Origin of the sequence: Streptomyces sp. NPDC101181, from assembly GCF_044767975.1 — a bacterium.
GTDB lineage: Bacteria > Actinomycetota > Actinomycetes > Streptomycetales > Streptomycetaceae > Streptomyces.
This window is the reverse complement of record NZ_JBIWOX010000003.1, coordinates 221,498-241,803: the sequence shown is the minus strand read 5'-3', so window position 1 is coordinate 241,803 and position 20,306 is coordinate 221,498. Positions and strand designations below refer to the sequence as shown.

At 70.6% G+C, this 20,306-nt stretch carries 16 protein-coding genes and 1 tRNA gene; 11 read left to right on the top strand and 6 right to left on the bottom strand.

Annotated elements, in window-relative coordinates:
• The first annotated feature begins 226 nt into the window (after nt 1-226).
• From ACIRRU_RS07745 to glmS, 7 genes are all read left to right on the top strand, one after another.
• A complete protein-coding gene (locus ACIRRU_RS07745; RefSeq protein WP_403677499.1) occupies nt 227-1,675 on the top strand; it encodes a pyridoxal phosphate-dependent decarboxylase family protein in 1,449 nt (482 codons plus the stop codon).
• On the top strand, nt 1,659-2,936 hold the full coding sequence (locus ACIRRU_RS07740) for a lysine N(6)-hydroxylase/L-ornithine N(5)-oxygenase family protein (protein WP_403677496.1): 1,278 nt from the start codon (nt 1,659-1,661) through the stop codon (nt 2,934-2,936). The genes ACIRRU_RS07745 and ACIRRU_RS07740 overlap by 17 nt, the downstream gene beginning before the upstream one ends.
• Nucleotides 2,933-3,502 (top strand): GNAT family N-acetyltransferase, encoded by a 570-nt coding sequence (locus tag ACIRRU_RS07735; protein ID WP_403677493.1) that lies wholly within the window; start codon nt 2,933-2,935, stop codon nt 3,500-3,502. Before ACIRRU_RS07740 ends, ACIRRU_RS07735 begins: the two co-directional genes overlap by 4 nt.
• The gene (locus tag ACIRRU_RS07730) at nt 3,499-5,277 is read left to right on the top strand and encodes an IucA/IucC family protein (RefSeq protein WP_403677490.1); all 1,779 of its coding nucleotides are present in this window, start codon (nt 3,499-3,501) and stop codon (nt 5,275-5,277) included. Before ACIRRU_RS07735 ends, ACIRRU_RS07730 begins: the two co-directional genes overlap by 4 nt.
• A 200-nt stretch (nt 5,278-5,477) precedes the next feature.
• Entirely contained in the window at nt 5,478-6,365 is an 888-nt protein-coding gene (locus ACIRRU_RS07725; protein ID WP_403677487.1) for a DUF4429 domain-containing protein, read from the top strand.
• A gap of 85 nt (nt 6,366-6,450) precedes the next feature.
• Complete coding sequence (locus ACIRRU_RS07720) at nt 6,451-6,726, top strand: hypothetical protein (RefSeq protein WP_336680360.1); 276 nt, start codon at nt 6,451-6,453, stop codon at nt 6,724-6,726.
• A gap of 74 nt (nt 6,727-6,800) precedes the next feature.
• A complete protein-coding gene (gene glmS, locus ACIRRU_RS07715; RefSeq protein ID WP_403677484.1) occupies nt 6,801-8,630 on the top strand; it encodes a glutamine--fructose-6-phosphate transaminase (isomerizing) in 1,830 nt (609 codons plus the stop codon).
• Between the two features lie 86 nt (nt 8,631-8,716).
• Here the strand turns inward: glmS and ACIRRU_RS07710 are convergent, their stop codons facing one another.
• Entirely contained in the window at nt 8,717-9,238 is a 522-nt protein-coding gene (locus tag ACIRRU_RS07710) for a universal stress protein (RefSeq protein ID WP_363199662.1), read from the bottom strand.
• 864 nt (nt 9,239-10,102) lie between these two features.
• Here ACIRRU_RS07710 and ACIRRU_RS07705 point away from each other — a divergent pair.
• The 3 genes from ACIRRU_RS07705 to ACIRRU_RS07695 all read left to right on the top strand — a co-directional run bounded on the left by ACIRRU_RS07705 (nt 10,103) and on the right by ACIRRU_RS07695 (nt 12,126).
• Nucleotides 10,103-11,317 (top strand): helix-turn-helix domain-containing protein, encoded by a 1,215-nt coding sequence (locus tag ACIRRU_RS07705; RefSeq protein ID WP_403677481.1) that lies wholly within the window; start codon nt 10,103-10,105, stop codon nt 11,315-11,317.
• A 10-nt stretch (nt 11,318-11,327) separates the two neighbouring features.
• Entirely contained in the window at nt 11,328-11,933 is a 606-nt protein-coding gene (orn, locus tag ACIRRU_RS07700) for an oligoribonuclease (RefSeq protein ID WP_363199664.1), read from the top strand.
• A 120-nt stretch (nt 11,934-12,053) separates the two neighbouring features.
• A tRNA-His gene (locus ACIRRU_RS07695) sits at nt 12,054-12,126 on the top strand.
• Between the two features lie 129 nt (nt 12,127-12,255).
• Here ACIRRU_RS07695 and ACIRRU_RS07690 read toward each other — a convergent pair.
• The 5 genes from ACIRRU_RS07690 to ACIRRU_RS07670 form a co-directional block, all read right to left on the bottom strand.
• A complete protein-coding gene (locus ACIRRU_RS07690) occupies nt 12,256-13,293 on the bottom strand; it encodes a LacI family DNA-binding transcriptional regulator (RefSeq protein WP_403677478.1) in 1,038 nt (345 codons plus the stop codon).
• 121 nt (nt 13,294-13,414) lie between these two features.
• Nucleotides 13,415-14,872, bottom strand: a complete 1,458-nt coding sequence (locus ACIRRU_RS07685; protein WP_403677475.1) for a GH1 family beta-glucosidase — start codon at nt 14,870-14,872, stop codon at nt 13,415-13,417.
• Between the two features lie 52 nt (nt 14,873-14,924).
• Nucleotides 14,925-15,845: a carbohydrate ABC transporter permease gene (locus tag ACIRRU_RS07680; RefSeq protein ID WP_403677472.1), complete on the bottom strand. Its 921-nt coding sequence runs from the start codon at nt 15,843-15,845 to the stop codon at nt 14,925-14,927.
• 14 nt (nt 15,846-15,859) lie between these two features.
• Nucleotides 15,860-16,858, bottom strand: a complete 999-nt coding sequence (locus ACIRRU_RS07675; protein WP_403677469.1) for a carbohydrate ABC transporter permease — start codon at nt 16,856-16,858, stop codon at nt 15,860-15,862.
• 91 nt (nt 16,859-16,949) lie between these two features.
• Nucleotides 16,950-18,275 (bottom strand): ABC transporter substrate-binding protein, encoded by a 1,326-nt coding sequence (locus ACIRRU_RS07670; RefSeq protein WP_403677466.1) that lies wholly within the window; start codon nt 18,273-18,275, stop codon nt 16,950-16,952.
• A gap of 336 nt (nt 18,276-18,611) precedes the next feature.
• Here ACIRRU_RS07670 and aspT point away from each other — a divergent pair, with 336 nt between their 5' ends.
• Nucleotides 18,612-20,288: an aspartate-alanine antiporter gene (gene aspT, locus ACIRRU_RS07665; RefSeq protein WP_403677463.1), complete on the top strand. Its 1,677-nt coding sequence runs from the start codon at nt 18,612-18,614 to the stop codon at nt 20,286-20,288.
• Nucleotides 20,289-20,306 lie beyond the last annotated feature (18 nt).

Sequence of the window (20,306 nt, the reverse complement as noted above, 5' to 3'; positions counted from 1 at the left end):
GCTCCCCCTCACCCGACACCGGCAGCGTGCCGCAGATCACGTGCCGCGGGCCGGGTACGGGAGATGACATAACTGCTTCAAATCGGACAACTCCCCACCTGCGGGAGTGAAAGCCGATGCACGGTGGGTTAGGTTAGGCTCGCCTTACTTCGACATCGCGCTCTCGTCCCCACCTTCCTGTCCGGAGGGCCGCGATGAAGTTCCCCTCACCCGGGAGGATCCCTTGATGCGTTCGCACCTGCTCAACAACACGACTGCGGAGCACTATCGGCGCACCGTCTCCGCAGGAGTGGAACGGGTCGCGGCCACGCTCGCCGCCACCGAACGTCCCTTCAGCGGGGTCGGTGTCGACGAACTCTCCCCCGTCGTCGACGCGATCGACCTCGAACAGCCGCTGGGCGACGCCTCCGCCGCCCTGGACGAACTGGGCGAGGTCTATCTCCGCGACGCGGTCTACTTCCACCACCCCCGCTACCTGGGCCACCTCAACTGCCCGGTCGTCATCCCCGCCGTGCTCGGCGAGGCCGTGCTCTCCGCGATCAACTCCTCCCTGGACACCTGGGACCAGAGCGCGGGCGGCACCCTCATCGAGCGCCGGCTGATCGACTGGACCACCGGACGGATCGGACTCGGCCCGGCCGCCGACGGCATCTTCACCAGCGGCGGCACCCAGTCCAACCTCCAGGCCCTGCTGCTGGCGCGGGAGGAGGCGAAGGTCCGGCCGGAGTACTTCTCCCGGCTGCGGATCTTCACCTCCGAGTGCAGTCACTTCAGCGTCCAGAAGTCCGCCAAACTCCTCGGTCTCGGACCGGACTCGGTGATCGCCGTGCCCGTCGACCGCGACAAGCGCATGCAGACCGTGGCCCTCGCCCACGCCCTGGAACAGAGCGTCGCCGAGGGTTCCGTCCCGATGGCCGTCGTCGCCACCGCGGGGACCACGGACTTCGGGTCCATCGACCCGCTGCCCGAGATCGCCGCGCTGAGCGAGCAGTTCGGCGTCTGGATGCACGTGGACGCGGCGTACGGCTGCGGGCTGCTCGCCTCCCGTGCCCGGCGCGGGCTGCTCGAAGGCATCGCCCACGCCGACTCGGTCACCGTGGACTACCACAAGTCCTTCTTCCAGCCGGTGAGTTCCTCCGCGCTGCTGGTCCGTGACCGGGCGACCCTGCGGCACGCCACGTACCACGCGGAGTATCTGAACCCGCGCCGGATGGCCGAGGAGCGGATACCCAACCAGGTCGACAAGTCCCTCCAGACGACCCGCCGGTTCGACGCGCTCAAGCTGTGGATGACGCTGCGCGTCATGGGCGCCGACGGCATCGGCGAACTCTTCGACGAGGTCTGCGACCTGGCGGCCGAGGGCTGGCAGCTGCTCGCCGCCGATCCGCGTTTCGACGTGGTGGTCCGGCCCCGGCTCTCCACGCTCGTCTTCCGCTACATCCCCTCCGGGGTCACCTCGCCGGACGAGATCGACCGCGCCAACCTCTACGCCCGCAAGGCGCTGTTCGCCTCCGGCGAGGCCATCGTCGCGGGCACCAAGGTGGGCGAGCGCCAGTACCTGAAGTTCACCCTCCTCAACCCCGAGACGACCCCGGCCGACATCGCCGCCGTGCTCGACCTGATCTCCGGCCACGCCGAGAAGTACCTGGGAGACTCCCTTGACCGCGCTTCCTGACCCCCACGACTTCATCGGGATCGGCCTCGGCCCGTTCAATCTCGGGCTGGCCTGCCTGACCGAGCCGGTCGACGAACTGAACGGCGTCTTCCTGGAGTCCAAGCCGGACTTCGAGTGGCACGCCGGGATGTTCCTCGAAGGCGCCCATCTCCAGACGCCGTTCATGTCGGACCTGGTCACCATGGCCGACCCGACCTCGCCGTACTCGTTCCTGAACTACCTCAAGGACCGGGGCAGGCTCTACTCGTTCTACATCCGGGAGAACTTCTACCCGCTGCGCACCGAGTACAACGACTACTGCCGCTGGGCCGCCGCGCAGCTGAGCAGCATCCGGTTCAACGAGACCGTCGAGACCGTGACGTACGACGAGGGCACCGGGCTCTACACCGTGGCCACCGTCTCCGGCGAGACGTTCCGCTCCCGGCGCCTGGTGCTCGGCACCGGCACGCCGCCGCACATCCCCGAGGCGTGCCAGGGACTCGGCGGGGACTTCCTGCACAACTCCCGTTATCTGGAAGGCAAGTCCGAGCTCCAGCGGAAGAAGTCCATCACCCTGGTCGGCAGCGGGCAGAGCGCGGCGGAGATCTACTACGACCTGCTCTCCGAGATCGACGTCCACGGCTACCAGCTCACCTGGGTCACCCGCTCCCCGCGGTTCTTCCCCCTGGAGTACACCAAGCTGACGCTGGAGATGACCTCCCCGGAGTACATCGACTACTTCCACGCGCTGCCCGAGGAGACCCGCTACCGGCTGGAGACCGGGCAGAAGGGCCTGTTCAAGGGGATCGACGGAGAGCTGATCGACGCCATCTTCGACCTGCTCTACCAGAAGAGCCTCTCCGGCCCCGCTCCCACCCGGCTGCTCACCAACTCCGCTCTGCTCAGCGCCCGTTACGACGAGGCCGGCCGGGCGTACAGCCTGGGGCTGCGCCAGGAGGAGCAGGGCAAGGACTACACCCTCACCAGTGAGGGCCTGATCCTCGCCACCGGCTACCGCTACGAGGCCCCCGCCTTTCTCGCACCCGTGGCCGGGCGGCTGCGCCACGACAGCCGCGGCCGTTTCGACGTGGCCCGCAACTACAGCATCGACACCACCGGGGGCGGGGTCTTCCTCCAGAACGCCTCGGTGCACACCCACTCGATCACCTCCCCCGACCTCGGCATGGGCGCGTACCGCAACGCCTACATCATCGGGGAGATGCTCGGCCGCGAGGTCTACCCGGTCGAGAAGTCCATCGCCTTCCAGGAGTTCGCCGTATGACCCGCCCCGACACCGACCGCGCCGACCGGATCGGCACGTTCACCACCCGGCCGCTCGACCCGGTCGCCGACGCCCCGCTGGTGCACGGCTGGGTGACCCACCCCAAAGCGGCCTTCTGGCTGATGGGGGAGGCGAAACTCCACGACGTGGAGCGGGAGTACGCGGCGATAGCCGCGCACCCGCACCACGACGCCTTCATCGGACTGCACGACGGCGAACCCGCCTTCCTGATCGAGCGCTACGACCCCACCGAGGTCGAGCTGAAGGGGCTCTACGAGGCGGAGCCCGGCGATGTCGGCATGCACTTCCTGGTCGCCCCGGCCGACACCCCCGTCCACGGCTTCACCCGGGCCGTGATCACCGCGGTGATGGAGTTCCTCTTCGCCGACCCGTCCGTGCGGCGGGTCGTCGTCGAGCCCGACGTCACCAACGGCGCGGTCCACGCCCTCAACAAGGCCGTCGGCTTCGAGGTGCTGCGGGAGATCGCCAAACCGGAGAAGAACGCGTTGCTCAGCGCCTGCACCCGTGAGCAGTTCGAAGCAGCAACCGGAGGTAACGACCGATGACGAGCGCCCTCACCGACAGCGTCGCCCACCTCACCCCGGGGCGCTGGGCCACCGCAAACCGACTGCTGGTCCGCAAAGCACTGGCGGAATTCAGCCACGAACGGCTGCTGACCCCCACGCCGGAGGAGGGGGACCGCTTCACGGTGCGTAGCGACGACGCCGCCACCGAGTACCGTTTCACCGCGCGGCTCTTCACCCTGGACCACTGGCAGGTCGCGGCGGACAGCATCACCCGGCACCGGCACGGGAGCGAACTCCCGCTGGACGCTGCGGAGTTCTTCATCGAGATGCGGCACACCCTCGGGATCTCCGACGAGGTCCTGCCGGTCTATCTGGAGGAGGTCTCCTCCACCCTGGCCGGAACCGCCTACAAACTCACCAAGGAACCGGCCACCTCCGGCCAGCTCGTCGCCGCCGGTTTCCAGGCCATCGAGACCGGGATGACCGAGGGCCACCCCTGCTTCGTCGCCAACAACGGGCGGCTCGGCTTCGGCGTGGACGAGTACCGCGCGTACGCCCCCGAGACGGCCTCCCCCGTCCGGCTGGTCTGGCTGGCCGCCCGGCGCGAGCGGGCGACCTTCACGGCGGGCGCCGGGCTCGACTACGAGGCCCTGGTCAAGGACGAGCTCAGCGAGGAGACCCGGGAGCGGTTCGCCGGGGCGCTGCGCGGACTCGGCCTGGACCCGGAGGACTACTTCCTGCTGCCTGTCCACCCCTGGCAGTGGTGGAACAAGCTCGCGGTGACCTTCGCCGGAGAGCTGGCCGAGCGGCACCTGGTGGTGCTCGGGGAGGGCGAGGACGGCTATCTGGCCCAGCAGTCGATCCGGACGTTCTTCAACGCCGACCACCCCGGGAAGCACTACGTCAAAACGGCGCTGTCCGTGCTCAACATGGGTTTCATGCGCGGGCTCTCCGCCGCCTACATGGAGGCGACGCCCGCCATCAACGACTGGCTGGCCGGTCTCATCGACCGCGACGACCTGCTGCGCGGGGTACGGTTCTCGATCATCCGGGAGCGGGCCGCGATCGGCTACCACCACCGCTCGTACGAGGCCGCGACCGTCAAGGGCTCCCCGTACCGCAAAATGCTCGCCGCCCTGTGGCGCGAGAGCCCGGTGCCGGGTCTCCAGCCGGGCGAGCGGGTCGCGACGATGGCCTCCCTGCTCCACACCGACCACGAGGGCCGCTCGGTGGCCGCCGCGCTGATCGCCGAGTCGGGACTGGACCCGCGGGTGTGGCTGCGGCACTACCTGGACGCCTACCTGGTGCCGGTGCTGCACAGCTTCTACGCCTACGACCTGGTCTTCATGCCGCACGGCGAGAACGTGATCCTCGCCGTGGAGGACGGGGTCGTCACCCGCACGATCTTCAAGGACATCGCCGAGGAGATCGCGGTGATGGACCCGGACGCGGTGCTGCCGCCCCAGGTCGAGCGCATCCGGGCCGAGGTCCCCGAGGACATGAAGCTGCTGTCGGTCTTCACCGACGTCTTCGACTGCTTCTTCCGCTTCCTCGCCTCGGGCCTGGCCATGGAAGGGGTCCTGGACGAGGAGACCTTCTGGCGGACGGTCGCGGCCTGCGCCCGCGACTACCAGGAATCCGTCCCCTATCTCGCGGAGAAGTTCGCCCAGTACGACCTGTTCCAGGCGGACTTCGCGCTGTCCTGCCTCAACCGCCTCCAATTGCGCGACAACCAGCAGATGGTCAACCTCGACGACCCTGCCGGAGCCCTGCAGTTGGTGGGCCGTCTGAAGAACCCGATCGCCGGGTTCTGAGCCACCGGTGAGGCGCGGGCCGCGGCGGACACCGCCGCGGCCCCATCGAGCCGGCGAGCGCCCGGGGACGGTCCCCCGGGCGCTCGCCTTCTTCCGCTGCGGAGCCGGGCGAACACGCGCGGTGAGGGGAAACCGACCGCGCTTCCGGCAATCGCGGCGACCCCGGCGCCCGCGGGCGGGCGGCTGGCAGAATCGCGGCCATGGCGGAAATCATCCAGCGTGACGGTACGTGGACGTTCGACGGGGAGACGGTACGCATCGTCCCCGCGGGGAAGGCCCATCCGGTCCGGCAGGCGCTGGGGGAGCTGGCCGTGCCGGTCCAGGCCGTGGCGGGCGTCTCCTTCGAGCCGGACCGCAAGGGCGGGCGGCTGCGGCTGCGCCTGCGCGGCGGCGCCTGCCCGGTGCTGCGGGCCGCGGACGGCCGCCTGAAGGACGCCGCGGACCCGTATCTGCTGACCGTGGAGAAGGACCGCGCGGGCGTGGCGGAGTACTTCGTCGACGAGGTCCGCAACGCCCTGGTGATCGAGCAGGTCCCGAGCACCCCGGTGGACGGCTTCCTGCTGCCCGGCCCGGCGCTGCCGGTCTCCGGCGGGGGCGGTGACGGCACGGCCTCGTTCGACGGCGAGACGGTCCGGCTGACCTGGAACTGGAAGGCCGAGGGGTCCAAGACCTCGGCCGGGCCCTCCTCGCTGCCGCTGGCGCGGATCGCCGCGGTGCGCTGGCTGCCCGCGATCGGCCTGGAGAACGGCTACCTCCGCTTCGAGCCGGTGGACGGCCCCTCCTCCGCCCCGCCGAAGCACGACCCCTACTCCCTGGAGCTGTGGGGGCTGTCGAAGAAGGAGTACACCGCGGTGGCGGTCGCGGCGGCGGTGCTGGCCCGGCTGCCCGGCGCGCGCGCCGCGGTGGCGGCCGCCGCTCCCGCCCCGGCCCTCACCAAGGCCGCCGTTCCGGCGCCGGACGCGCCGCCCGCCGCGGACCACGACGCGCTGCTGCGCCGGCTGCGGGAGCTGGGCGAGCTGCACCGGGCCGGGGTCCTCACGGACGAGGAGTTCAGCACCGCGAAGCAGGCCGTACTGCGCAGCATGTGAGGTGATCAAGCGGCCTTCACCGCTCTGCTGCCCGATATCGGGCAGATTTCTTGCGGAAGCACGCTCCGGCACGCAGTATCGACGGGTGCTGGAACGCCGCTCGTCGCATGACGACCTCATCGACCACCTCGTCCGCTCCACCGCGCTCCAGCGCGGTGAGGCGGCCCGGGTGATCCTCGACGTGCTGGCGTACTTCGACGAGAGCACCGACGACTTCGTCCGCCGCCGCCACCGCGAACTGCGGTCCGGCGGCCTGGTCAACACGGAGATCTTCGAGCGGATCGCGGCCGAGCTGCCGCACCGCGCCGTGGCGCCGCCGGAGCTGTCGCTCCGCCAGCTGCGCCGCATCGTCTACGGCTGAGCTGGCCGGGCGCCCGTGCGCGGGGCGCCACCACGCAGGTGTGTACAGGTACGTCGACGGAGGGCAGAGCATCCATGTGCGGGATCGTCGGATATATCGGAAAGCGCGATGTGGCGCCGCTGCTGCTGGAGGGCTTGCAGCGGCTGGAGTACCGGGGTTACGACTCCGCGGGCATCGTCATCACCGGCAAGGCCGCGGCGGGCAGGCCCGGCGTGCTGAAGGCGGTCAAGGCCAAGGGCCGGGTCCGTGAGCTGGAGGCCCGGGTCCCCAAGCGGTTCGCGGGCACCACGGGCATCGCCCACACCCGCTGGGCCACCCACGGCGCCCCGAGCGACGAGAACGCCCACCCGCACCTGGACGCGGAGAACAAGGTCGCCGTCGTCCACAACGGGATCATCGACAACGCCTCCGAGCTGCGCGCCAGGCTCACCGCCGACGGCGTCGCCTTCCTCTCCGAGACCGACACCGAGGTGCTGACGCATCTCATCGCGCGGGCCCAGGCCGACACCCTGGAGGAGAAGGTCCGCGAGGCGCTGCGCCACGTCGAGGGCACCTACGGCATCGCCGTGCTGCACGCCGACTTCAACGACCGCATCGTGGTGGCCCGCAACGGCTCCCCCGTCGTCCTCGGCATCGGCGAGAAGGAGATGTTCGTCGCCTCCGACGTGGCCGCCCTGGTCGCCCACACCCGTCAGGTCGTGACGCTCGACGACGGCGAGATGGCCACCCTGAAGGCCGACGACTTCCGTACGTACACCACGGAGGGCTCGACCACGACGGCCACGCCGACCACCGTGGAGTGGGAGGCCGAGTCGTACGACATGGGCGGCCACGACACCTACATGCACAAGGAGATCTCCGAGCAGGCGGACGCCGTGGACCGGGTCCTGCGCGGCCGGATCGACGACCGGTTCTCCACCGTGCACCTGGGCGGCCTCAACCTGGACGCCCGCGAGGCGCGCGGGGTGCGGCGGATCAAGATCCTCGGCTGCGGCACCTCGTACCACGCGGGCCAGATCGGCGCCCAGCTGATCGAGGAGCTGGCCCGGATCCCCGCCGACGCCGAGCCGGCCTCCGAGTTCCGCTACCGCAACCCCGTGGTGGACCCCGACACCCTCTACGTGGCGGTCTCCCAGTCGGGTGAGACGTACGACGTGCTGGCCGCCGTCCAGGAGCTGAAGCGCAAGGGCGCCCGGGTCCTGGGGGTGGTCAACGTGGTCGGCTCCGCGATCGCCCGGGAGGCGGACGGCGGTACGTACGTGCACGCGGGCCCGGAGGTCTGCGTGGTCTCCACCAAGTGCTTCACCAACACGGTGGTCGCCTTCGCGCTGCTGGCGCTGCACCTGGGCCGCATCCGGGACCTGTCGGTCGCCGACGGCAAGCGGATCATCGAGGGGCTGCGCAAGCTCCCGGAGCAGATCAGCCAGATCCTGGAGACCGAGGACGAGATCAAGCGGCTGGCGGCGGAGTACGCCGACGCCAGGTCGATGATGTTCATCGGCCGGGTGCGGGGCTACCCGGTGGCCCGCGAGGCCTCTCTGAAGCTGAAGGAGGTCTCGTACATCCACGCCGAGGCCTATCCGGCCTCCGAGCTGAAGCATGGACCGCTCGCGCTGATCGAGCCCGCGATGCCGACGGTGGCGATCGTGCCGGACGACGATCTGCTGGAGAAGAACCGGGCCGCCATGGAGGAGATCAAGGCCCGCAGCGGCCGCATCCTCGCCGTGGCCCACCAGGTGCAGGAGAAGGCCGACCACACCATCGTCGTGCCGAAGAACGAGAACGAGCTGGACCCGATCCTCCTGGGCATCCCGCTCCAGCTCTTCGCGTACCACACCGCCCTCGCGATGGGCCGGGACATCGACAAGCCGCGCAACCTGGCGAAGTCCGTGACGGTGGAGTAGCCGCCGCGTGTCAGCCGTCGGGCCCCGCACCGCCGTGAGGACGGTGCGGGGCCCGAGGCGTTCCGGTACGCGGGCGGGGCGGGCGGTCAGGGGATGACGACGACGGGGCGCTGCGCCCGGCGGGCGAGGCGGCCCGCGACCGTGCCGAAGATCCGGCCGACGATCCCGTGCGTGGAGCCGACGACGATGGCGTCGGCGGCGTACTCCCGGCCGACCTCCTCCAGTTCGTGGCAGATGTCGCCGCCGCGCTCGACCAGCACCCAGGGCACCTCGGAGAGGTAGTCCGCGCAGGCCAGTTCCAGGCCCAGGACCTCGGTGCGGTGGTCGGGGACGTCGACGAAGACGGGGGGTTCGCAGCCCGCCCAGACCGTCGTCGGCAGCCGGTTGGCGACATGGACGATGATCAGGCCCGATCCCGAGCGCCCGGCCATGCCGATGGCGTACGCGAGAGCCCGCTCACTGGACATGGAGCCGTCGAAACCGACCACGACGCCGTGGCGGAAGGCGGGATCGCACGCATGGCGTGCCTCGTCGAGCGGCAACGGCTGCGACCCGGGGTCGGCCGTCTGCTCGCGGTCCTTGGGTTCAGGGATTTCGTGACCGGCCATCGATGTCTCGGCGAAGAGAGTCCTCGTGAGGAGGGAACGGTTTCGAGCGGTGCATCAGCTGGTGACTCTGGTGGGTCAGCTCTGTCCGGGAATCATCTTCCCAACCCGATACCCCTAAGGATACGGCGTCACTCCTTCACTGCCCAGATGCCCGCAAAAGCGCGCGTGACGCTGGAGGGAGCATGCCCGAGGCTGTCCGGGATGGCAATGCCGGTTGTGTCGTACACGGGCCGGGCGGGGCCTGACACCGTCGGTCGCCCTGTTTTCCGACCGCCCCCGGGACCGCTCCGGACATCCCCCGCACCCGGTCTCCGTTGGCCACACCACCATCGGCCCCGGCGCCCGGCCACCGGCCCCGGCGCCCGCGCGGCCCGCCACCCCTCCCCGGACCGCCCGTCCGCACCGGAAACCCTCCCGGTGCACGGGGACGCGGGGGCGCGGCAGGGCGGTCACCGGGAGGCGGTTGTGCGCCGGGCGTGACCGGATCCAGCACACGCAACCGATGGTTTTCAGCCAACTTCACCCCCTGGCCGGACCCTTCGCCGGATGGCCGGACAACCCACCGCCCACCAGGCAGGAAGAGACCGCGCGGTACGCTTTCACCCGACACGGACGGGCCACGTTCGTGAGGGGCACTTCCCTGTGCGCTTCGCGAGTGAAACGCTTCGTGATCGAACGCTTCACGCCACGTTTCCTTATCGACATTGAGCTGGTGGGGGAAGGTGTCACGGCGGGACCACGCGACGCAGTAGATTCGATCTTGAAATCGGGGGCTGGGAACCGTGCGAAACCGAGGGGAAACGTGCAGGAGCGGCAGGCCCGTAGGGACCAGGGAGACGCGAACACCGAGGGGGGCTTAGCGTCATGAGCCAGGACTCCGCCACCGCGACGGAGGCCGCACGCAAGCTGACCGGGCGGCGACGCCGGGAAGTCGTTGCCGTGCTGCTGTTCAGCGGCGGCCCTATCTTCGAGAGCTCCATCCCGCTCTCCGTTTTCGGAATCGACCGGCAGGACGCGGGAGTTCCGCGCTACCGCCTGCTGGTCTGCGGCGGCGAGGAAGGACCTCTGCGCACCACCGGTGGGCTCGAACTCACCGCGCCGTACGGCCTGGAGGCGATCAGCAGGGCAGGCACCGTGGTGGTGCCCGCCTGGCGGTCGATCACCTCCCCGCCGCCCGCCGAGGCACTGGAAGCGCTGCGGCGCGCCCACGAGGAGGGCGCGCGCATCGTCGGACTGTGCACGGGAGCCTTCGTGCTCGCGGCCGCCGGCCTGCTGGACGGCAGGCCCGCCACCACGCACTGGATGTACGCGCCGACGCTCGCCAAGCGCTATCCGTCGGTGCACGTCGATCCGCGCGAACTCTTCGTGGACGACGGCGATGTGCTCACCTCCGCCGGGACGGCGGCAGGCATCGATCTCTGCCTCCACATAGTCCGCACCGACCACGGCACGGAGGCGGCGGGCGCGCTCGCCCGCAGGCTCGTCGTGCCGCCGCGGCGAAGTGGCGGGCAGGAGCGTTACCTGGACAGGTCTTTACCGGAGGAGATCGGGTCCGACCCGCTCGCCGAGGTCGTGGCCTGGGCCCTGGAGCATCTGCACGAGCAGTTCGACGTGGAGACGCTCGCCGCGCGCGCCTACATGAGCAGGCGGACCTTCGACCGCAGGTTCCGTTCGCTCACCGGCAGCGCGCCGTTGCAGTGGCTGATCACCCAGCGGGTCCTTCAGGCACAGCGACTGCTGGAGACCTCCGACTACTCGGTCGACGAGGTCGCCGGCCGGTGCGGTTTCCGCTCCCCGGTCGCGCTGCGCGGGCACTTCCGCCGCCAGCTCGGCTCCTCCCCCGCCGCGTACCGGGCCGCCTACCGGGCCCGCCGTCCGCAGGGGGTGGCGGAGAGCGCCGCGACGGTGGTCGAGACGATGGTGCCCAGCCAGGGGCCGCCGTCCCGCCGGGGTGTGCCGGGGCCGTCCGCGCCTGTCGCGATGGCGGCGGCCGTGGGCTCCGGGGAGCACCTGCTGCCCGGTCCCGACGCGTACGCTCCGGGACGCCCGGCGCTGCCGGGACAGCGGAGCGCCCCGTAGGGTGGGGCCCATGAACGACCGCATGGTGTGGATCGACTGCGAGATGACCGGGCTCTCGCTGACGGACGACGCACTCATCGAGGTGGCCGCCCTGGTCACCGACTCGGAGCTGAACGTGCTCGGTGAAGGGGTGGACATCGTGATCCGCCCGCCGGACGCGGCCCTGGAGACCATGCCCGAGGTGGTGCGGCAGATGCACACCACCTCGGGCCTCCTCGACGAGCTGGCCGGGGGCACCACCCTGGCCGACGCCGAGGAGCGGGTCCTGGCGTACATCCGCGAGCACGTGAAGGAGCCGGGCAAGGCCCCGCTCTGCGGGAACTCGGTCGGCACCGACCGCGGCTTCCTGGCGCGGGACATGCGGGAGCTGGAGGGGTATCTGCACTACCGGATCGTGGACGTGTCCTCGGTCAAGGAGCTGGCCCGCCGCTGGTATCCCCGGGCGTATTTCAACAGCCCGGACAAGAGCGGCAACCACCGGGCGCTGGCGGACATCCGGGAATCCATCGCGGAGCTGCGCTATTACCGGGAGGCGGTCTTCGTCCCGCAGCCCGGCCCCGACTCCGAGCGCGCCAAGGAGATCGCGGCGCGCCATGTGGTCCCGGCCACTCCGTAGGAATGTGCAGGTCACGGGCGCACGAGCACCCGTGGACCGCCCCCGGTAAACGGGGGCGCGAGCACCCGCCCGGACCCTGTACACTTTTTCTCGGCCGGTCGGAAACGACCGGGCGACATGGTGGGTATAGCTCAGCTGGCAGAGCACCTGGTTGTGGTCCAGGATGTCGCGGGTTCAAGTCCCGTTACTCACCCTGAAAGGAAGGGCCCCGGTCTGCGGACCGGGGCCCTTCCGGTTTCCCCGGACCCGTGCTCAGCAGTGCGTCACGTGACGCACTCCCCAAGCTCGCCTTCCACATGAGGGCCGCGCCGTCCCGCCCCCGTCACGAGGAGTCGCGGACCACCAGCTCCGTCGGCAGGACGACCGTGGGGCTCTCGGTCCCCGGGGCGCGGCCCGCGATCTCGTCCAGGAGGAGGCGGGCCATCCGGCGGCCCATCTCCTCGATGGGCTGGCGGACGCTGGTGAGGGCGGGGTGCATGTGGCGGGCGACCGCCGAGTCGTCGAAGCCGATCAGGGCCACGTCCCCGGGGATACGGCGGTCCGCCTCGCGCAGGACCTGGCGGGCGCCGGCCGCCATCACGTCGGAGGCGGCGAACACCGCGTCCAGGTCGGGGCGGCGGGCCAGGAGGTCGCGCATCGCCCGCGCGCCGCCCTCCTCGGTGAAGTCGGCGGGGGCGATCAGGCGTTCGTCGGGGGCCAGGCCCGCCGCCGCGATCGCGGCGCGGTAGCCGTCCAGGCGGCGCTGGGCGCCGTAGACCTCCAGGCGGCCGGTGATCGTGGCGATCCGGCGGCGGCCCCGGGCGACCAGGTGCTCGACGGCGGCCCGCGCGCCCTCGAAGTTGTCGGAGTCGACCGAGGCGAGGGGTTCGCCGGCGTGCCGGGCGCCGCTGATCACGCACGGCATGCCCAGCTGCTCCAGCAGCTCCGGCAGCGGGTCGTCGGCGTGCACGGCGACCAGGAGGACCCCGTCCACGCGGTGGGCGGTGAGGTACTGGGCGAGGCGGCGGCGCTCGCGGTCGCTGCCGACGAGGGTGAGGAGGAGCTGCATCTCGGTGTCGGCGAGCGCCGCCCCGACCCCTCGGACGATGGCGGAGAAGTACGGTTCGGCGAAGAAACGGGTCTCCGGTTCGGGCACCACCAGGGCGATGGCGTCGGTCCGGTTGCCCGCGAGCGCCCGTGCGGCGCGGTTGGGGACGTACCCCAGTTCGGCGACGGCGGCCTCGACCGCCTCCCGGGTCGCCTCGCTGACCCGGGGCGAGCCGTTGATGACCCGCGAGGCGGTGCCCCGGCCGACGCCGGCCCGCGCCGCCACCTCTTCGAGCGTGGGCCGCCCACCGCTCCGTACTCGCCCTGCCGCCATGACCGCCGCCTCCCCGTTCCCGGTCAATTTCTCACAGCCGTAACGTCAATCCAAGTCCTGGATCGATCATGTGGGCAGGGGCGGGGACGGCGGCGTGGGAGCGCTCCCAGAGTGCGGGCGCTCAGCTCTCCGGGGGCAGTGCGTGGCGGGCGATCACCTCGCTGTACCAGTGCGCGCTGGACTTGGGCGTACGGCGCTGGGTCGCGTAGTCGACGTACACCGCGCCGAAGCGCCTGGAGTAGCCGTAGCCCCATTCGAAGTTGTCCATCAGGGACCACAGGAAGTAGCCGCGCACGTCCGCCCCGGCCGCCGCGGCCCGCCGCACCGCCTCCAGGTGGCCGCGCAGGTACGCGATGCGCTCCGGGTCGTGGACCCGGCCCTCCGCGTCCGGGGTGTCGGGGAAGGCCGCGCCGTTCTCGGTGACCATCAGCGGGAGGTCCGGGTGCTCGCGGGAGACGTCCATCAGCAGGGCGTAGAGGCCGTCCGGGTCGACCGACCAGTTCATGGCGGTGCGCGGCTTGCCCTCGGCGAGGTGGAAGGCGACGTGCTCGGAGCCGGGCCACGGGGAGTGGTCGCTGCTGCCATGGCCGTCGTCGCGGGTGTCCCCCGCACCGGAGGCGGGCGCGGAGACGATGGTGGGCGTGTAGTAGTTGATCCCGAGGACGTCGATCGGGGCGGCGATGGCTTCGAGATCCCCGTCCCGGATCAACTCGCGCCAGTTCACCAGGCGTTCGGTGTCGGCCAGCAGGTCCTGCGGGTAACCGCCCCGCAGCATCGGCCCGGTGAAGACCCGGTTGCCGACCGCGTCGATGCGGCGCGCCGCGTCCCGGTCCGCCTCGCCGTCGGTCAGCGGGCGCACCTGGTGGAGGTTGAGGGTGACCGAGACGCGCGCGGCGGCGGGGAGGTTCGCGCGCAGCGCCTCGGCCGCCCGGCCGTGGGCGAGGTTGAGGTGGTGGGCGGCCCGCAGCGCGGCGGCCGGTTCGGTCCGGCCCGGGGCGTGCACCCCGGAGCCGTAGCCGAGGAAGGCCGAGCACCAGGGTTCGTTGAGGGTCGTCCACATCCCGACCCGGTCGCCGAGCGCGCGGGCCGTGAGGGCCGCGTAGTCCCCGAACCGTTCGGCGGTCACCCGCTCCGGCCAGCCGCCCGCGTCCTCCAACTCCTGGGGCAGGTCCCAGTGGTAGAGCGTGGCGACGGGGGTGATGCCCGCCTCCAGCAGCTCGTCGACGAGCGAGCGGTAGAAGTCCAGGCCGCGTTCGACGGCGGGGCCGCGCCCGGTGGGCTGGACGCGGGACCAGGAGACAGAGAAGCGGTACGCCTGGAGTCCCAGGCGCTTCATCAGGGCCACGTCGTCGCGGTAGCGGTGGAAGTGGTCGGCGGCCACGTCCCCGGTGTCTCCGTTGCGGACCTTGCCGGGGGTGTGGCTGAAGGTGTCCCAGATGGAGGGGGTGCGGCCCGTCTCGGCGGCCGCCCCTTCCACCTGGTACGCGGCGGTGGCCGCGCCCCACAGGAAACCGGCCGGGAAGGGGGCCGTGGCGGCGGGGGCCTGCTGCGGGGCGGCGTCGGGTCGGACGACTGTCATGGGGGTGTGCTCCCGGGGACGAGGGGTGGAAAGGGGAGGGAGAGGGGGGCCGTCAGCCCTTGACCGCGCCGGACATGATCCCGCCGACGATCCGCTTGCCGAACACCACGAACACCACCAGCAGCGGCAGCGTGCTGATCAGCGCCCCCGCCATGACGATGGACTGGTCGGGAGTGTACGAGGCGCTGAGCTGGCCGAGCGCCACCTGGAGGGTCGGGTTTCGCTGGTTGAGGGCGAGGTAGGGCCAGAAGAAGTCGTTCCACGCCTGGACGAAGGTGAGCATCCCGAGCACCATCATCGCCGGGCGCGCCACCGGCAGCACCACGCTGCGCACGATGCGGAAGTTGTTCGCGCCGTCGATCCTGGCCGCCTCGATCAGCTCGTACGGCAGCGCCTCGATCAGGTACTGGCGCATGAAGAACACCCCGAAGGCGCTCACCAGCGTCGGGAAGATCACCGATTCCAGCTGGCCGCCCCAGCCGAGGCCCGACATCATCATGAACAGCGGAACGACGCTGAGCTGCGGCGGGATGGTGAGGGTGGCGATGACCGCGGTCATCAGCCAGCCCCGGCCCCGGAACCGCATCTTGGCGAACGCGTAACCGGCGAGGGTGCAGAAGAAGAGCGTGGCGGCCGTGATGGACGCGGAGACGATGACGCTGTTGACGATCGCCTTGCCGAGATTCGCCTGCTCCCAGGCGGTCTGGATGTTCTCGATCAGCTTTCCGCCCGGGAGGAACGGCGGTGTGGACGCGAGGACTTCGTCCTGGGTGCGGGAGGCCGCGACCAGGGTCCAGTAGAGCGGGAGCAGCGAGCCGAAACCGACGACGGCGAGCGCGACGTACGCGAACGGGCCGCCTTTCAGCTGCTGCCCGGCGCCCATCCGGAAGCGGCTCGGGCGGGAGGACCCGCCGCGCTTCGGCGTCGGCGCGAGGTTCACGGGGGCGGTGGGCGGGGGACTGGTCAGGGTCATGAGGGCGCTCCCGGTCAGACCGCGGACGTGCGGAAGAATCGGCCGGCGATCCAGTTGGCCGCGGCGATGAGCAGCAGGAGGGCGAGCATCGCCCAGGCCACGGCGGCGGCCGGGCCGAGGTGCCCGAGGTTCCAGCCGTAGTTGTAGAGGTAGATGCTGAGCGTCTCGTACTGGTTCTCGTTGCCGCCGGTGGCGCCGAGCGCGCCGCCCTCCAGCAGCAGCGGCTCTCCGAACAGCTGCATGGACCCGATGGTCGAGATGACGATGGTGAACAGGATCGTCGGCCGCAGCGAGGGAACGGTGACCTTGCGGAACTGCTGCCAGCGCGACGCGCCGTCCAACGCGGCTGCTTCGTAGAGGTCGTTGGGCACGGCCTGCATGGCGGCGAGGTAGATCAGCGCGTTGTAGCCGGTCCACCGCCAGATGACGATGACGGCGATGGCGATCTTCGATGTCCAGTGCCCGTTGGCCCAGTTGACCGGGTCGAAGCCGACGAGGCCGATCGTCCAGTTCAGCAGCCCGCCGTCGGCCCGGAAGACCAGGGCGAAGACGAGGGCGGCGGAGGCCACGGAGGTCGCGTACGGGGTGAGGACGACGGTGCGCCAGAACGTGCTCGCGCGCAGACGGTAGTTGAGGAGATGGGCGAGTCCCAGGGCCATCAGGAGCTGCGGGACGGTCGAGATGACGCCGATCAGGAAGGTGTTGCCGACCGTGGTCCAGAACTCCGGGTCGTGCAGGATCGTGTCGAAGTTCTCCCAGCCCACCCACTCCATGGAGTCCAGGCCGGTCATCTCCACCCGGTGCAGGGCGATCCAGCCGGTGTACAGGAGCGGGTAGAGCCCGAAGGCCCCGAAGACGAGGAAGAACGGCGCGATGTACGCGTACGGGGACGCCTTGTCGTCGAAGCGCCACAGCCGGCTGCGCCACAACTGCCGCCGCTCGGTGGGTGGTTTCTTCTGCGGGGCGCGGGGCGGCGGCGCGTACGCGTCCCGGGCGGGGGTCGAGGTTGCCACGGGCGGGGAGTCCTTCCCTGGGTGCGGCGGGGAGCCGGGCGGGCCGGGGCGGGCGGGGTGGTTTCCGCCCGCCCCGGAGGGCGGATCGAGGTCAGCCGATGGCCTTGTCGACCGTCCGTACGGCCGCGTCCCACGCATCGTCCGGGCTCGTGCCGCGCTGCTCCATGTTGTTGATCTGGGTGGAGATGGAGTCCTTGATCACGCCGTCCTTCGGGCCGAGGACCGCCTCGGGGATGGACTTCGCGCCGTCGGCGTAGATCTGGCCGATGGGGGCGTCGTTGAAGTAGGGCAGGGTCGCGCTCTTCACCTCGGGCAGTTCGTAGGCGCCCTGGTTGGAGGGGAAGACGCCGATCGCCTTGAAGACGGCGGCCTGCTGCTGGGGGGCGGTGAGCCACTTGACCAGCTTGGCGGCCTCCGTCACGTTCTTCCCGGACTTCGGGACGGCCAGGAAGGAGCCGCCCCAGTTGGCCGAGGTGCCGCCGGGCGCGCCGGTGATGTCCCACGTGCCCTTGTTGGCGTCACCGGCGTACGTGGAGATCTGCCCGGCCATCCAGGCGGGGCAGACGACCGTGGCGACGGTGCCCTTGCGCAGCGCCGCCTGCCACTGGTCCTCGAACTGGGCCAGCCCCTGGGTCAGCTTCTTGGACGCGGCCTCGGCGGCGAGGTCCCAGCCCTTCTTGACCCCGGCGCTCTCCTGGTAGACCGGCTTTCCGCTCGCGTCGTAGTACTGCTCGGGGCTGGAGCTGACCACGGCGTTGAACATGGCGCTCGCGGAGTCCATGAAGTACGTGCCCTCGGGCGCCTTCTTCTGGTACTGCTCGCCGAGTGCGAGGAAGTCCTCCCAGCCGCCCTCGGTCAGCTTCGCGACCTCGGCGCGGTCGGTGGGCAGCCCGGCCTTCTCGAAGAGCGTGCGGTTGTAGCAGAGGGACATCGGGCCGATGTCGGTGCCCGCGCCGATCACCGCGCCGCCGGGGGCGGTGGCCTGCTTGGCCTTCCAGGAGACCCACTGGCCGACGTCGATGACCTCGGAGAGGTCGGCGAAGGAGTCCGCCTTGGTGTCGACGATCTCCTTGATCCGGCCGACCTCGATGCCGTGGACGTCGGCGAGGCCGCTGCCGGAGTTCAGCTGCTGGAGGAGCTTGGGGTAGTAGTTCTTCTCCTCGGCGGTGGTGTCCTCCTTGACCGTGATCTTCGGGTTCAGCTCGTGGTACTTCTCGAAGAGCCCGGCCTCCTTGTAACCGAACTGGCCGAAGTCGGCGACGGTGAGCGTGATGTTCCCGTCCGCGTCGGCGCCCTTGCTGCCGGAGTCGGACGAGCCGCCGCATCCGGTGAGCAGGAGGGCGGTGACCGTCAGACCGGTGGTGGCCACGATCGCGGTTCTCCGGCGCCGACCGGCGCCACTGCGGGTGATGCGCATTCCACTGCTCCTTGTTCCAGGGGGAGTTGAGGGGAGTTCTGCGGGAGGGAAGCGCGCGAGATCCCCTCCCCCGTCTACCGTGGGAGCGCTCCCATGCGCCGATGCCGGAAGGTTGCTGCCTGCGGGGGTCGGGTGTCAAGAGTTGAAGACGATTCCGTTGCCGAGGGATGTCCGGGAGGTCACGCGCGGCCGCCCGGACGACCGACCCGTCGGAAGGTGAACGCGCCTCGGGCGGGCCGGGGCGAGATGCCGGTCCGGCTCCCCGCTGTTAATTTCACCCTCATGTCACTTATGTCGCTCTTGGTCCGTGCTGCCGGAAGCGGTGGGTGAGGCCGGATGGGCGTGCTGCGCGACCATCCGGAACTGGCCCTCTTCTTCTGCCTCGCGGCCGGCTACCTCGTCGGCAAGCTCCGCGTCGGCCCGATCACACTCGGGGGCATCTGCGGCACGCTGATCGTGTCGCTGCTGGTCGGCACCCGGCACGTCAGCGTGGACGACGACGTGAAGACCGTCTTCTTCGCCCTGTTCATCTTCTCGCTCGGCTATCTGGCCGGGCCGCAGTTCTTCGCCAACCTCAACCGCCGGAGCCTGCGCTTCTTCGCGCTCTGCCTGATCGAACTGGTCTGCGTCCTCGGCATCGCCTTCGGGCTGGCCAAGGCCTTCGACCTGGACGTCGGCACCGCGTCGGGCATCCTGGCGGGGGCGGCCACCGAGTCCGCCGTCGTGGGCACGGCGACCGAGGCGATCGGCAAGCTGGGCGACCTGTCCTCCGAGCAGATCACCCAGTACCAGGGGCACGTGGCCACCGCCTACACGGTCTGCTACCTCTTCGGCCTCATCACCATCGTCCTGTTCACCAGCCAGATCATGCCGATGCTGCTCCGCATCAACCTGGCGGACGCCTCCCGCGAGCTGTGGGAGAGGATGCGCGGCGGGCAGGCGGGGCTGGAGTCCGACGAGCGCGAGGCGCTGCCCGGCACGGTCGGCCGGACCTATCTGGTCACCCTGGCCGACGGGCGTACGGTCGGCGATCTGGAGAGAGCGCTCGGCGGGCGGATCACCGTCGAGGGCGTCAAGCGCGGCAGCACGCTGCTCACCCCCTCCCCCGGCCTGGAGCTGACCCTCAGCGACCTGATCCAGGTGGTCGGGCGGCGCTCGGCGATCATCGAGGCGGGCCGGGAGATCGGCCCGGAGACCCCGGCCGTGCCGGGGCTCGACGCCCCGCTCGCCACCCGCCAGGTCGCCGTCACCGAGAAGGCCACCGCCGGGGCGACCATCGACCGGCTGGAGAAGGACCACCCGGAGTTCCGCGCGGACGGTGTCTACATCACCGACGTCCTCCGCAACGACCAGCACCTCCCGGCCAGCGGGGAGACCGTGCTCCAGCGGGGTGACGTCCTCACCCTGGTCGGCGCACGGGGCGGGCTGAACAAGCTGGTCGCCAAGATCGGGGCGGTGGTCAGGAACGACTCCACCGACTTCGTCTACATCGGTTTCGGCATCGTCGCGGGCTCCCTGCTCGGCCAGATCGTGGTCAAGCTCGGGGACGTCCCGATGTCGCTGGGCACCGGCGGCGGCTGCCTGATCTCCGGCCTGGTCTTCGGCTGGTTCCGCTCCCGCAAGCAGACCTTCGGCGCCTTTCCGCCGCAGGCCGCGACCATGCTGAAGGACATGGGCCTGGCCGTCTTCATCGCCTGTACGGGCCTGGCGGCCGGGCCACAGGCCTGGCCGCTGCTCAAGGAGTACGGGGCACTGCTGCCGTTCGCCGGGATCGCCATGGTGCTCGTCCCGGCGACGATCTCGCTGATCGTCGGGCGCAAGCTGCTGAAGATCGAGAAACCGCTGCTCATCGGCGCCATCGCCGGACAGCAGTGCTCCACCCCGGCGATCACCTCCATCACCCAGGTGGCCCAGAGCTCCGTACCGCTCCTCGGCTACACGATCACGTACACGCTCTCCAACTTCCTGCTGCCGCTCACCGGGCCGATCCTCGTCGGCGTGCTGGGGGCCTGACCACCGTACGGAGCGGAC